This window comes from Hydrogenophilus thermoluteolus, assembly GCF_003574215.1.
In the GTDB taxonomy this organism is placed as follows: domain Bacteria; phylum Pseudomonadota; class Gammaproteobacteria; order Burkholderiales; family Rhodocyclaceae; genus Hydrogenophilus; species Hydrogenophilus thermoluteolus.
The window spans coordinates 2,048,061-2,060,437 of the sequence record NZ_AP018558.1 but is presented as its reverse complement, the minus strand read 5'-3'; the positions used below and the strand labels follow the sequence as shown (position 1 = coordinate 2,060,437).

At 63.2% G+C, this 12,377-nt stretch carries 14 protein-coding genes; 9 read left to right on the top strand and 5 right to left on the bottom strand.

The features are described from left to right. The first annotated feature begins 132 nt into the window (after positions 1-132). From HPTL_RS10025 to HPTL_RS09990, 8 genes are all read left to right on the top strand, one after another. Complete coding sequence (locus HPTL_RS10025; protein ID WP_119335851.1) at positions 133-501, top strand: DUF2946 family protein; 369 nt, start codon at positions 133-135, stop codon at positions 499-501. Positions 502-552: 51 nt separating this feature from the next. Then, a complete protein-coding gene (locus HPTL_RS10020) occupies positions 553-1,152 on the top strand; it encodes an SCO family protein (RefSeq protein ID WP_119335850.1) in 600 nt (199 codons plus the stop codon). A 59-nt stretch (positions 1,153-1,211) separates the two neighbouring features. Continuing rightward, the gene (locus HPTL_RS10015; protein WP_119335849.1) at positions 1,212-1,724 is read left to right on the top strand and encodes a copper chaperone PCu(A)C; all 513 of its coding nucleotides are present in this window, start codon (positions 1,212-1,214) and stop codon (positions 1,722-1,724) included. Further along, positions 1,708-2,013: a helix-turn-helix domain-containing protein gene (locus HPTL_RS10010; protein WP_119335848.1), complete on the top strand. Its 306-nt coding sequence runs from the start codon at positions 1,708-1,710 to the stop codon at positions 2,011-2,013. The genes HPTL_RS10015 and HPTL_RS10010 overlap by 17 nt, the downstream gene beginning before the upstream one ends. Positions 2,014-2,029: 16 nt before the next feature. Further along, a complete protein-coding gene (gene cobO, locus HPTL_RS10005) occupies positions 2,030-2,677 on the top strand; it encodes a cob(I)yrinic acid a,c-diamide adenosyltransferase (RefSeq protein ID WP_119335847.1) in 648 nt (215 codons plus the stop codon). Beyond that, positions 2,674-3,975, top strand: a complete 1,302-nt coding sequence (locus tag HPTL_RS10000) for a cobyrinate a,c-diamide synthase (RefSeq protein WP_119335846.1) — start codon at positions 2,674-2,676, stop codon at positions 3,973-3,975. Before cobO ends, HPTL_RS10000 begins: the two co-directional genes overlap by 4 nt. 3 nt (positions 3,976-3,978) lie before the next feature. Next, complete coding sequence (gene ampD / locus HPTL_RS09995) at positions 3,979-4,533, top strand: 1,6-anhydro-N-acetylmuramyl-L-alanine amidase AmpD (RefSeq protein WP_119335845.1); 555 nt, start codon at positions 3,979-3,981, stop codon at positions 4,531-4,533. Between the two features lie 200 nt (positions 4,534-4,733). Next, positions 4,734-5,522 carry a transglycosylase SLT domain-containing protein gene (locus tag HPTL_RS09990; protein WP_119335844.1) on the top strand — a complete coding sequence of 263 codons (789 nt, stop codon included), beginning with the start codon at positions 4,734-4,736 and terminating at the stop codon, positions 5,520-5,522. Here HPTL_RS09990 and HPTL_RS09985 read toward each other — a convergent pair. The 4 genes from HPTL_RS09985 to HPTL_RS09970 form a co-directional block, all read right to left on the bottom strand. After that, the gene (locus tag HPTL_RS09985; RefSeq protein ID WP_119335843.1) at positions 5,454-6,557 is read right to left on the bottom strand and encodes an ABC transporter ATP-binding protein; all 1,104 of its coding nucleotides are present in this window, start codon (positions 6,555-6,557) and stop codon (positions 5,454-5,456) included. The genes HPTL_RS09990 and HPTL_RS09985 overlap by 69 nt on opposite strands. After that, positions 6,551-8,197, bottom strand: a complete 1,647-nt coding sequence (locus HPTL_RS09980; RefSeq protein WP_197713684.1) for an ABC transporter permease — start codon at positions 8,195-8,197, stop codon at positions 6,551-6,553. The genes HPTL_RS09985 and HPTL_RS09980 overlap by 7 nt, the downstream gene beginning before the upstream one ends. A gap of 32 nt (positions 8,198-8,229) precedes the next feature. Then, positions 8,230-9,237 carry a Fe(3+) ABC transporter substrate-binding protein gene (locus tag HPTL_RS09975; protein WP_119335842.1) on the bottom strand — a complete coding sequence of 336 codons (1,008 nt, stop codon included), beginning with the start codon at positions 9,235-9,237 and terminating at the stop codon, positions 8,230-8,232. 124 nt (positions 9,238-9,361) lie between these two features. Further along, positions 9,362-10,534 carry an aminotransferase class I/II-fold pyridoxal phosphate-dependent enzyme gene (locus tag HPTL_RS09970; RefSeq protein ID WP_119335841.1) on the bottom strand — a complete coding sequence of 391 codons (1,173 nt, stop codon included), beginning with the start codon at positions 10,532-10,534 and terminating at the stop codon, positions 9,362-9,364. A 77-nt stretch (positions 10,535-10,611) separates the two neighbouring features. Here HPTL_RS09970 and HPTL_RS09965 point away from each other — a divergent pair, with 77 nt between their 5' ends. Continuing rightward, positions 10,612-11,472, top strand: coding sequence for a serine hydrolase (locus tag HPTL_RS09965; RefSeq protein WP_170141339.1), 861 nt, complete (start codon positions 10,612-10,614; stop codon positions 11,470-11,472). A gap of 27 nt (positions 11,473-11,499) precedes the next feature. On the opposite strand, the gene HPTL_RS09960 is transcribed toward HPTL_RS09965, so the two are convergent. Continuing rightward, positions 11,500-12,267, bottom strand: coding sequence for an IclR family transcriptional regulator (locus HPTL_RS09960; RefSeq protein WP_179949078.1), 768 nt, complete (start codon positions 12,265-12,267; stop codon positions 11,500-11,502). Positions 12,268-12,377: the final 110 nt, after the last annotated feature.

Sequence of the window (12,377 nt, the reverse complement as noted above, 5' to 3'; positions counted from 1 at the left end):
AAAAAACGAACTGCAGCACCCTATTTTGAGGATGAGGCCGAACGCAAGCAATTGACAGCGATCAACTCGTTTGTTGCTGTTTGTTGATTCTGGTCAATGTCGCATCTCGATCGCTTCGGCTATACTTGAACCATGAACCGTCGAAACGCTGCGCTGTTGGTTGCCTTGTGGTGGTGTCTGACTGCGTTCTTCCCGCTGGTGTCGTGGGAAGTGCGGGCGCAGCGCAGTTTTTCCGACGTTTGCTCCTTAGTCAGTGACGCTGCCGATGCCGCGGCAGGGAAGGCGCCATCCCAGGCGCCTCCTGCGGCACACGACCATCACGATCCCTTCGCGGCGTGCGGTTACTGTCTTCTTGCAACGACCCACCCGGGCATTGCGTCGCCATGGGCCGCGCCATGGGGGTGGGTTGTCACCGTCGCGGCGCTGCCCGTCGCCTTTGCTTCCGTTTTTGCCGATGCCATCGCGCATCGTCTCCCTCCGGTGCGCGCGCCGCCCCGCTGATACCCCGATCGTTGAGGTTGTCGTGGAGTCATCGCATCAGCGGAGCATGCAATGGGACGTTTCATCGGCGCTTTGCGCCGTATCATCTGGGTGTTGTTATGTGCGGTAGTGCTCTCCGCCTGTTCGGATCGAGCGTCGTTTCACGCGCAAGAGATCACTGGCGCCGAATTTGGGCGCGATTTCGCGTTGCCGGATACCGAAGGGCAAGTTCGCCGCCTTGCCGATTTCCGTGGTGAGGTGGTCGCGCTCTATTTCGGTTTCATTCAATGTCCGGACGTCTGCCCAACGGCGCTTGCGCGTGCCGTCGAGGTGAAACGCCTTTTGGGCGCGCAGGGCGAGCGTTTTCGCGTGGTGTTCATCACTGTCGATCCCGAACGCGACAGACCCGGGGTGGTTCGTGCGTACTTGGACGCGTTCGATCCGACGTTCGTCGGGTTGATTCCGCCCGATGCAGCGACGCTCGAAGCCACCGCGAAGGCGTTCCGTGTCTTTTACCGCAAGGTGCCTACGGGTGCGAGCTATACGATGGACCACACGGCAACCACGTTCGTTTACGACCCGAAAGGGAAATTGCGCTTGGCCGTGCCGCATGCGATGGGTGCGACGCAGTTCGCTGAGGACGTCGCGCGGCTCTTGGCCGAAGCGCCGTGAGTGACGATTGGGTGGGTGTGCAAACCCTACCCGGAACGAGGAAAGGATTTGCCGTGGAAATGACACGTTTTGTGGTTCGCCGTAATCTGTTGGCTTGGCTGGTGGTTGGCGCAGTGGCTGGGGTGACCGCCACGGCACACGCACAAGCGCCAGTGACGATAACCGATCCGTGGGTACGGGCGACGGTACCTGGTCAGAAAGCCACCGGCGCGTTCCTGCAAATCACCGCGCACGAAGCGGTGACGCTGGTGGGCGGCAAGACACCGGTTGCCCCGGTGGTGGAGATCCACGAAATGAAGATGGTAGGCGACCGCATGCAGATGCGCGCGCTCCCCAATGGCTTGGCGATTGGAGCTGGGCAGACGGTTGCGCTCGAGCCCGGTGGTTACCACGTGATGTTGATCGATTTGCCGAAAGCGGTCGAGGTGGGGCAGAAGGTTCCCCTCACCTTGACGTTTACCACGACCAACGGAGAGCGATTGGACGTCGATATCGAGGCGGAAGTCCGCCCGCTGGGGCGGATGGGACGCCCGATGTCGCACGGAGGGCTTGGCCATGGGCCTCAGCGTTGAAGCGCTTCTTGGGGGGTCGGTCGAGTCGGTCGCAGCTACGGTACCCGCTCATCCTCTGAAGCAGGCGCATGCCACGCGCCACGCCGAACGGGCGCACGAAGGGGCGCTCTTGCGCTCAGGTTCGGCGCTCGCGCGGCTCCAACGGTTGCGCAGGCTGCTCGACCGTGCTGCACCGGGGGCGCCGTGGCCAAGGCTGCGCGACATCGCCGCGATCACTGGGTTGCAGGTGGAGACGGTCTCGCGCCTCCTGTCACGAGAGCGTGGTAGGATTGTCGCTTCGTGTTCGTGACCGGATTTCCCCGACGATGGCAGACGCACCCGAACGGGCGCTGGCAACGCCAGCGCCCACGCAAACCGATGCAACCGAAGCGCGCCACCAGGCGCGGATGGCGCGCAAAAAAGCGGTAATCGACCAGAAGATCGCTGCGGCGAAAACCGAACGCGGTGTGGTGTTGGTCCATACGGGGCCAGGCAAAGGGAAATCGACCGCGGCGTTTGGGTTGCTGGCGCGGGCGCTCGGTCATGGCTTGCGTGCCGTCGTCGTGCAGTTCGTGAAGGGGCGAAGCGACACGGGCGAAGAGGCCTTTTTCCGGCGGCAGGCGAACGTCACCTGGGTGGTGAGCGGCGAAGGGTTTACCTGGGAGACGCAGAGTCGAGCGCGCGATGTCGCGGCGGCAGAAGCGGGGTGGCATGCAGCCGAAACGGCGCTGGCGGACCCTACGGTTGGTCTCGTGGTGCTCGACGAACTCAATATCGTGCTGAAGTACCGCTACCTGCCGCTCGAGCGGGTGTTGACGGCGCTCGCCAACCGTCCGGCGATGCAGCACGTGGTGATCACGGGGCGCGGCGCGCCGCCGGAACTGCTCGCCGCTGCCGATACGGTGACCGAGATGCGGCTCGTGAAGCATGCGTTTCAGGCGGGCGTTGCCGCGATGCCGGGGGTGGAGTTTTGATCGCTTCGTTGCTTGCTGCCCCAGCGTCGGGGCAGGGGAAGACGGTGGTAACCGCGGCGCTTGCGCGCGCGCACCGCAAGCTGGGGCGACGTGTGCGGCTCTTCAAGTGCGGTCCCGATTTTCTCGATCCGATGGTGCTCGCTGCGGCCTCAGACGCGCCGGTGGAGAACGTCGACCTTGCGATGTGTGGGCTCGACGATGCGCGCTGGCGGTTGGCGCGTGCGGCTCGGGATGCCGACGTGGTGCTCGTCGAAGGGGTGATGGGCCTGTTCGACGGCGATCCGTCGGCGGCCGAACTGGCAAAACGCCTCGGATTGCCGGTGTTGCTGCTCATCGACGCAGGCAAGATGGCGCAGACCTTTGCGGCGATCGCGCACGGGTTGGCGTCGTTCGACCCCGAATTGCACGTTTGGGGGGTCGTGGCGAATCGTGTCGCGGGGGCGCGTCACGCGGCAATGCTCAGCGAACGGTTGCCGTCTGGGCTGGCATTCGTCGGCGCGTTGCCTAAGCGATCCGAGGCGCAGTTGCCCGAACGCCATCTGGGGCTTTTCCAGGCTGCTGAGATCGCCGACCTCGACGCGCGGCTCGACGCATTGGCCGACGCGATTCTGCCGTGGGTTGCCGACGCTCCCTGGCCTGAGGTTGATTTGCCGGATGCGCCTGCACCGAACCTGCCGCCGCTGCTTGCGGGCAAGCGCATCGCGGTGGCAGAGGACGCGGCGTTTTCGTTCCTCTACCCAGCGAACCGCGAATGTCTTGAAGCACTGGGGGCAACGCTCATCCCGTTTTCCCCCGTTGCCAATGAGGCTGTGCCATCGGCTGCCGACGCCGTCTGGCTCCCCGGGGGGTACCCCGAGCGTTTCGCAGCGGAGCTGGCGGCAGCAGAGCGGTTTCGCATGAGCCTTCGCGCCGCCCATGCTGCTGGGGTTCCGATCCTTGCCGAATGTGGCGGGATGGTGGCGGTGGCGACCACGCTCGAAACGCTCGATGGGCAGCGATATCCGATGGCTGGATTGCTCCCGGGGCATGTCGTGATGCAGTCGCGCCTTGCGGCATTGGGCGGGCAGCGGCTGGTGCTGCCGGAAGGGACCCTCACAGGCCACACCTTTCACTATTCCCGTTGGGAAACGCCACCGCAGACGCCGTGGCGCTTCGCGGAATATCACCCCCCACGGGACAAGGGAGCGCACGGCGAAGCGATCTACCGGGTGGAGTCATTGACGGCAAGCTACGTCCACTGGTATTTCCCTTCGGCACCTGCCGTGATCGCCGCCTGGTTGGGTGGCAAGCCGGAGTGAGCGGTGCGCTTGCCGGTCGATCGCGTCCTCGATTCCCCCCATGCCGACGCACGCCCGTCCGACGCCGTGGTGACGCTCGCGGTGATCCATGCGATCAGCCTGCCGCCGGGCCACTTTGCCGGAGACGCGATCGAGCGCTTTTTCCTCGGCAGACTCGACCCAGACGCGCACCCGTTTTTTCGCACGATTGTCGGGCTTCGCGTCTCGGCGCATTACCTGATTCGACGCGATGGTACGACCATCGCGTTCGTCCCGCCCGAACGACGGGCGTGGCACGCGGGAGTTTCCCGCTGGCGCGGGCGCGATCGGTGTAACGACTTTTCGATCGGGATCGAGCTCGAAGGCGACGACAGCACGCCGTTTGCGCGGGCGCAGTACGATCGCCTCGCCACATTGCTGACGGCGCTGCGTCACCGTTTCCCGCACATGGTCGACCTCGCGGGCCATTGCGATATCGCGCCCGGTCGTAAAACCGATCCCGGGCCGCTTTTCTCATGGGCGGCACTCGCTGAGCGCTTGTACCCTACCGGCCTATCCTGGCACTTTCCCCACACGTGATCGCAGCGGTGTCGCAGATTCGCCACAACCTTATCCGCTTTCTGCTTGTTTTTGCGTAATTTTTCTTGAAACGTCAAGCTTTTGGCGCTATCCTAGCGACACCCCCAAAGAGAAGACACTGCCGCTGGGCGTTTGCCTAAAGCGGTGGGAACTTCTTCGCCCGACACGAGTCGGGTGGTCCAAAAAAAAGGAGTCACACAATGAGATGGGTACAGTGGTTTGGTCAGGCGGCCGCCCTGACTTTTTTTTCCGGGCTGCTTTATGTTGCCCATCACGATCCTCGTCCGCTCTTGACCTGGTCGATCGAACCGGTGAACGCCGCCAATTTGCCTGCGCTTCCGCCGGCGTTCGTCGGATACCAAGGCGAGGATCGTCCGCTGGCGATTCCCGCGAACGCAGAGGGTCGTTCCAGGGTCGCCGTAACGCAAGGCGACGATCGCGCCGAATTCGGTGCCCAAACCTCGTTGCAGATCTATTCGCTCACGGAAAGTACGCCGGAACTCAGAAAACTGCGCCGTTTCGTCGCGAAGCGCTACGATACGCCGGAGCAGCAATTGGTGCGCTGGTTCAAGGCGATCGAGACCGAAGCGCGCCGTTATGGCTTCGATCCGCTGCTGATCGTCGCGATGATCGCGGTCGAATCGGGGTTCGACCCGAAAGCGAAGAGCGATCAAGGGGCATTGGGCCTGATGCAGGTGATCCCCAAGTGGCACCTGGACAAGATCGATGCGCGTGTCGATGGCGAGCCGCAAGCGGACCACCTCTTTAATCCCGAAGTCAATATCGCGGTGGGGATCGAAGTGTTGGCCGAAGGGTTGCAGCGTTTCGGTTCGTTGGAATTGGCGCTGCAGTACTACAACGGCAGTTTGAAAGATCCACAAAAGCGCTACAGCAAAAAGGTGCTGGCGCGCTATCGGCAATTACAGCGTGTGGCTGGGCTCGAAGGTGCGCGCGTTGCGGTTGTGCCCGGCACCGACGATACCCGCTGAGGTCCGGCGAAACACCACGACGTGGCGGGTGTCGAGCCGTACGCCGATTGCGCTCTCGAGCGGCAAAGGGTCGTGGCTGGGGTGGTCCATGAGAACGGTGGCGCCGCTTGCAAGCCGCAACGTGTAGCGAATGATCGAACCGCGAAAGACCGCATGGATCGGGCGCGCGATCACCGGACTGGCTTCGTCGTGTACGAGATCATCTGGCCGCAGCAGCACGTCGACCGCATCTCCCGGAGAAAGGGCGGGTTCGTCCTGACAGGGTAACGTCCCCAATTCGGTGCGCACTTGGTTGGGCGCTTCGAAAGTTCCTGGTAGAAATGCCCCCTCTCCGATGAATTCAGCAACGAAGCGGTTGTGCGGTTGATGGTAGAGCCCATACGGGGTATCCCATTGGGCAAGCTGGCCGTTTGCCACCACGCCCAAACGGTCGGCGATTGCAAATGCCTCGAATGGGTCGTGGGTGACAAGTAGCGCCGTGACCGCTTCGTGTTTGAGGATGCGGCGCACTTCCATCGCCAAGCGTTCGCGGAGCATCGAATCGAGGTTAGAGAACGGCTCATCCAAGAGCAGAAGCCGAGGCCGTGGCGCAAGCGCCCGGGCTAGCGCAACGCGTTGCTGCTGTCCCCCGGAGAGTTCATGCGGATACTTGTGCGCAGCGTCGTCGAGATCGATCAAGCGCAGCAGCGCGGTAACGCGCGCCGTGCGTTCCGTGGGGTGCCACGCCCGTAACCCGAACGCGATGTTTTCGGCCACCGTCAAGTGGGGAAAGAGCGCATGGTCCTGAAATACCATGCCCACCCGGCGGCGATGGGGTTCGAGCGCGCGACGGGCATCGGCAACGGGCGCGCCGCCGATCGCGATCGTTCCGGCGTCGGGTGTCTCGAAACCGGCGATCAGCCGCAGCACCGTCGTCTTGCCGCTTCCGCTCGGCCCCAGCAGGCAGCCGATCATGCCCGCATCGAGCGTCAGCGAGAAATCGCGCAGAACCGTATGGGTGCCAAATCGCTTCGTGACCTGCTCCAGTGTCAGCATGGTGTTTCCCGAGTGTGTGCCGAGGTGGGATGGGTGACCTCTTTGGCAAGGAACCAGGCGGGAACGGTGCCCGCCAACGTCACCGCCAATGCCGGGAGTGCCGCCTCTTCCCAGCGCCCGTCGTTGGTCAATTCGAAAATACGGGTGGCGAGCGTCTCCCAACCGAAGGGGCGGGTCATGAGGGTGATCGGCAACTCTTTCAAAATATCGATGAAGACGAGCGCAGCCGCGGCGAAAAGGGCCGGACGCAACAGCGGAAGATGGATGCGGCGCAGAACGCCGTATTGGGTTTCGCCCAAACTGTGCGCCGCTTCGTCCATTCGCGTCGTCACCCGTCCCAGTGCCGACTGGACAGGGCCGAACGCGACCACCAGAAAACGGATCGCATAGGCGATGAGCATTGCCACGACTGTCCCGCCCAAAAGCGGTGCCCATTGGGCTCCGAACCCTCTGCCCAGCGCGACCCACGCGTGATCGACCGCGCTGGTAACCGCAACGACGCCCACCGCCAGAACTGCACCCGGCAGCGCATAGCCCACGGTGGCGATGCGAACTGCGGTGTGCATGAGCGGGCGACCATCGAGCCGCTGCGCGTAGGCAAGGAGCACCGCGAGCAACACGGTAACGAATGCGCCACTACCGCCCAGCAAGAGCGAATTGGCGAAAAAGTGCCAGTAACGGCTCGTCAACGCGTCCCGCCCCAGTGTCCACGCCCAAACGCCGAGTTGCGCAACGGGCAAGAGGAGCGCGACTGCCAACACCACGGTGCAGACGAGCGTTGCGCTCCAGGCGGGGAGTGATGCGAGCCGTGTCGGAGCAAGTGGCTGACTGCGGCCCGTGGTGGTGAAACGTGCCCGCTTGCGCGCCCACTGTTCGAAGAGCAGCGCCAGAATTGCCAAAAACGCAAGCAGTGCGGCGATCTGCATCGCAGTCGGTAAGGAAAAGAGCGCATACCACGCCTTGTAGATCCCGACGCTCAACGTTTCGACGCCGAAAAGCGCGACGACCCCGAAATCGGCAAGCACTTCGAACGCAACGAGCGCGCACCCCGCAACGATCGCCGGACGAGCAAGCGGGACGGCGACACGCCAAAAGGCTTGTCGCCGGGTCAGCCCCAGCGCTTGACCCACCTCCAGCGCCCGGGCGCTGGTGGTCACGAAGGCAACGCGCGCCGCCAAATAGACGTAAGGGTAGAGCGCGAGCGCAAGGACCCAAGCTGCGCCCCAGAGCGTACGCACCTGCGGTAGGGGAATATCCCAGCGCCGCAAGAGGAGGGTGACGCTACCGGTGACGTCGAACCAGGCAAGATAGACGAAGCCGAGCACGTATGCAGGCATCGCGAGTGGCAGCAAAAGCGCCCAACGAAAGAGCGCTACGCCGGGAAATCGGTACGCGGTGGTAAGCCACGCCAGCCCCACCCCCAACCCGAACGCCAAGAGCAAGACGACGAGCAGCAACTGCGCCGTCTCTAGGAGTTGTGTCGGTAAGAGATAGGTGGTGAGATGGTGCCACACGTCAGAATCGATCGCGCGAAACGACGCGACGATCGCAACGAGCGGTGCGGCGGCAAGGGCAACGAGCCCCGCCACGACCACGTGCCAAAAAGTGAAACGGGGCACACCCGTAGGTGTGCCCGTCACGGCAAAGCGTTTCAACGTATACAAGTGACCGATTAGCGCCAGCCTGCGCGATCCATCAATTGTACCGCTGCGCGCTGCAATTCACCCGCTTTGCTGAGCGGCGTCTGGCTCGCTTGGAAAGTACCCCAGCGGGCGACGACGGGGCTCACCGGTGTGCCTTCCACCACCGGGTATTCGTGGTTCTGCTCGGCAAAGATCTTTTGCGCGTCAGAGGTAACCAACCACTCGATGAACCGTTTCGCCAGTTCCGGGTGTTTGGCGTGTTTCGTCACGCCAACCCCTGAGACATTGACATGCACGCCGCGGTCCTGTTGATTCGGCCACACCGGCACCACGGGGAATTGTGGGTCTTTGGCGACCAACCGTCCCAGGTAGTAGGTGTTGGTGATACCGACATCGCAGATTCCTTGCGCGATCGCTTCCAGGACGGCCGTGTCGTTGGGGAAGGGGAGCGTGGCAAGGTTCGCGACCCACCCTTTGACGATCGCTTCGGTTTTGGCTTCACCCAGATCGGCGATCATCGTCGCAACGAGCGATTGGTTGTAGACGTTTTTCGACGTGCGCAGGCACAAACGCCCTTTCCATTTCGGATCGGCCAAATCCTCATAGCGCGCGATTTCGTCGGCGCGGACCCGCTCGACGTGGCGCATCACGGTGCGGGCGCGCAGGCTCACGCCAAACCAGTGGTTGTCTGCATCGCGCAGATGGGCGGGAATTTTTTGCAAGACGACGTCGCTGGTAAGCGGTTGCAGCACACCAGATCTCTTCGCAAGCCACAAGTTGCCCGCGTCGACGGTGATCAAGACGTCGGCTGGTGTGTTTTCGCCTTCGGCTTTGAGCCGTTCGATCAACGCGCCGTCTTTGTCCGTGGTAAAGCGGACGGTGATGCCAGTGGCTTTGGTGAACGCATCGAACACCGGTTGGATCAACTGTTCGTTGCGCGACGTATAGACGGTAAGCGTCTCGGCCGCAACGGTTGCCGAAACGGGCGCAGCGATCAGCGCTGCGGTGAGTGCGGTCAGAAACGTTCGGCGTTGCATTGCTGTGGGCTCCTGTGATGTTGAAGACACGCGCCATGATAAAACAAACAAGAATCGTTTGCAATAACTTCCGAGAAATTTTGTGCGCAGCAAAGACGCCGAAAGAGAGGCGTAAGTTTCCCGCTCAGTCGACAGTGAGCAGGCGCGCGATCCGAACGCACGCTTCGGCGATGCGATCGGCGTCGGTGGTGTAAGCAAAGCGCAGGTAGCGGTGGGCGTTGTGTTCGCCGAAATCGCGCCCCGGGGTCACCGCGACGTACGCTTCTTCCAGGAAACGGTGGGCCCAGGTGTCGGCGTCGTCTCCAAGCGACGCGATGTCGACGTAGGCGTAAAACGCCCCTTGCGGGTGCGCGGGCGGGGTGAGGTGAAGCGCGGCCAACCCTGCAAGGAGCGTTTCGCGGCGCTCAGCAAACGCCTGGCGCCGTGCCTCCAAAATTGCCAGCGTCTCCGGCGAGAACGCAGCGAGTGCGGCGTGTTGCGCCACGGTAGAAGGCGCGATGTAGAGGTGCTGCGCGAGTTTTTCCGCTTCGCGCGCGATCGCGGCGTCGGGGCACAGCAACCAACCGAGCCGCCAGCCGGTCATGCCAAAATATTTCGAAAAGCTATTGACGAGGAAGGCGTCGGGAACCGTTTGGTAGAGCGTTGCGCGAGGGCTCTCAAACGTCAACCCCTGGTAGATTTCATCCAGGATCAGCACGCCGTAATGGGCACGGACCACGTCGGCAAGCGCGGCAGCCTGCGCGGGGGTGATCATCGTACCCGTGGGATTGCTGGGAGAGGCGAGAAGCAGTCCACGGGTGCGCGGCGTCCAAGCCTCGGCAACGGCCTGCGGCGTCGGTTGGAACGCTGTTTCGGGATGCACGGGGAGCAACCGAGCGTGCCCTTCGAAGAGGCGGATCAGATGGCGGTTGCAGGGGTAAGAGGGGTCGGGCAGCAGCCATTCGTCCCCCGGATGGGTGGTGAGCGCCAAGGCCAACGTCAGCGCAGCCGACGCGCCCGCGGTGACGACGATCTGTTCTGGGGTAACCGCCGCCCCCAACCGTTCGGTGTAATCATGGGCGATCGCTTCGCGCAGCTCGGGAAGGCCTGCGGCATTGGTGTAGGGGACACGCCCCGATCGTAGAAACCGTTCAGCTGCGGCGACGATCGGTTCCGGTGTGGGGAAGTCCGGTTCGCCCACCTCCATGTGGATCACGTCGTGACCGGCGCGTTCGAGCGCGTGCGCGCGGCGCAGCAGTTCCATCACATGAAAAGGGGCGATTTCCGCAACCCGTGGGGCGAGCGTCCAGGAGGGCATCGTTTCCTACTCACGTTGTCAGACAAGCGCCAATGTTTTATCATGTTCGCCAGCGATTGGCTAGAGGATGCGTGCAGATGGCGATGATGCAGGTCATACGGCGTGTGGCCGTGGGTTTCCTCTTAGGCATGTGGCTGTCGTTCGCCCATGCCGCAGGCCCAGGGGTGCGGTCGGAAGCCTATCTGGCGGTCGACGCCCAGACGCTCGCGGTGTTGGCGCAGCACGGGAATCCAGAAGAGCCGCGGCCCATTGCGTCGATCACCAAGCTCTTGACGGCGCTCGTGGTGCTCGACGCCCAGCAACCGTTGGACGAGCGGATCACGATCACCCACGCCGATTACGACCGGATCAAGGGAACGCGATCCCCGTTGTCTGCGGGAACGCAGCTCACCCGCAGCGAAGCGCTCAAAGTGGCGCTGATGGCTTCCGACAACCGCGCGGCAATGGCGCTTGCGCGCCACTACCCTGGCGGACAAGCGGCGTTCGTGCGCGCGATGAACGTGAAGGCCAAGATGCTTGGCATGCGCCACAGCCGCTTCGTCGATCCCGCGGGGTTGTCCCCAGAGAACGTCGCGTCGATGGCCGACCTGGTGCGCTTGGTGCGCGCCGCCTACCAACACCCGTTGATCCGCGACTATTCGACGCAAGAGGAAACCGTGGTGCGAACCCGAAGCGGCTTGGTGCGGTTTCGTTCCACCAATGCGTTGGTGCGCAACGACTCCATGCCCGTTGCGCTGCAAAAGACGGGCTATACCCGCGAAGCGGGGCGTTGTCTGGCGCTGGTGACTCCGGTCAAAGGGCGCCCAACCATTTTCGTCCTCTTGAACAGCTGGGGGAAATATACCCGCATTGCCGACGCCAAGCGGTTGCGCTATTGGTTGGAAACGGGCAAACCGTTGCCTGCCCGCGCGCAGCAGGGTGGTCGCCGTACCGGTTGACCGTGGGTACGGGCCGGTTGCGTTCGGCTACTGCTTGTGCCCAAGCGCGCGCGAAATCGCTGCCGCGGTGGCTTTGACGAGTGGTGCTTTGTCGCGGTCGAACCGTTCCGCAGGGGTCGAAAGCGAAATGCCGGCAACGAGTGTCCCGGTTTCGTCGCGGATCGGTGCGGCGATGCAGCGCACGCCGAGCTCCTGTTCTTCCAAGTCGTACGCAACCCCCTCCTGAGGCAACTTGGCGAGTTCGGCTTCGAGTGCAGCACGCGTGGTTAACGAATGGGGGGTTTGCGGCGCCAGACCCGTACGGGCACAATAGGCGGCGCGCTCAGAGGGCGACATCTCGGCCAAGAACCACTTGCCGGTGGCGGTGGTATGGAGCGGCGCGCGCGAGCCGACGATATGGACCACGCGTACCGACGAGCGGCCACCCGAGGCGCGCTCGATATAGACGATCTCGTCGCCATCGCGTACCCCCAGATTCACGCTCTCGCCCGTGGCGTCGTGGAGCTGTTGGAGATAGGGAAGTGCGACGTCCCGCACGGTGAGCCGCTCTTTCACCTTCGCGCCGAGTTCCAAGAGGCGCAGCCCCAGTTGATATTGGCCGCCGTCGAGTCGTTCGACGAGGCCGCTTGGGACGACTGCGTTGAGGATGCGGTGCACGGTGGACGGCGGGAGCCCCACCTGCGCGGCCAGATCCCGGAGTGCAACGGGGGCGTTGTGTTCGGCCAGGAGATCGAGGAGGCGCACCAGGCGGTCGATGACTTGGATTCCGGAGGGCTTCTCGTGGGGGGCGTTCATCTTTTTTGGGCTGATCACGATCCCGTCATTGTACCGTACTTTCCATCATATGGAATAACGCTTCCCTTGACGGTAGGATTCGAACTGTTTAGAGTGCACGAAACAGCGAA

Coding starts and splice junctions, on each gene's coding strand:
- HPTL_RS10025 (WP_119335851.1), top strand. CDS start 133: ATGAACCGTCGAAACGCTGCGCTGTTGGTTGCCTTGTGGTGGTGTCTG.
- HPTL_RS10020 (WP_119335850.1), top strand. CDS start 553: ATGGGACGTTTCATCGGCGCTTTGCGCCGTATCATCTGGGTGTTGTTA.
- HPTL_RS10015 (WP_119335849.1), top strand. CDS start 1,212: ATGACACGTTTTGTGGTTCGCCGTAATCTGTTGGCTTGGCTGGTGGTT.
- HPTL_RS10010 (WP_119335848.1), top strand. CDS start 1,708: ATGGGCCTCAGCGTTGAAGCGCTTCTTGGGGGGTCGGTCGAGTCGGTC.
- cobO (WP_119335847.1), top strand. CDS start 2,030: ATGGCAGACGCACCCGAACGGGCGCTGGCAACGCCAGCGCCCACGCAA.
- HPTL_RS09990 (WP_119335844.1), top strand. CDS start 4,734: ATGAGATGGGTACAGTGGTTTGGTCAGGCGGCCGCCCTGACTTTTTTT.
- HPTL_RS09985 (WP_119335843.1), bottom strand. CDS start 6,557: ATGCTGACACTGGAGCAGGTCACGAAGCGATTTGGCACCCATACGGTT.
- HPTL_RS09975 (WP_119335842.1), bottom strand. CDS start 9,237: ATGCAACGCCGAACGTTTCTGACCGCACTCACCGCAGCGCTGATCGCT.
- HPTL_RS09970 (WP_119335841.1), bottom strand. CDS start 10,534: ATGCCCTCCTGGACGCTCGCCCCACGGGTTGCGGAAATCGCCCCTTTT.
- HPTL_RS09965 (WP_170141339.1), top strand. CDS start 10,612: ATGGCGATGATGCAGGTCATACGGCGTGTGGCCGTGGGTTTCCTCTTA.
- HPTL_RS09960 (WP_179949078.1), bottom strand. CDS start 12,267: ATGAACGCCCCCCACGAGAAGCCCTCCGGAATCCAAGTCATCGACCGC.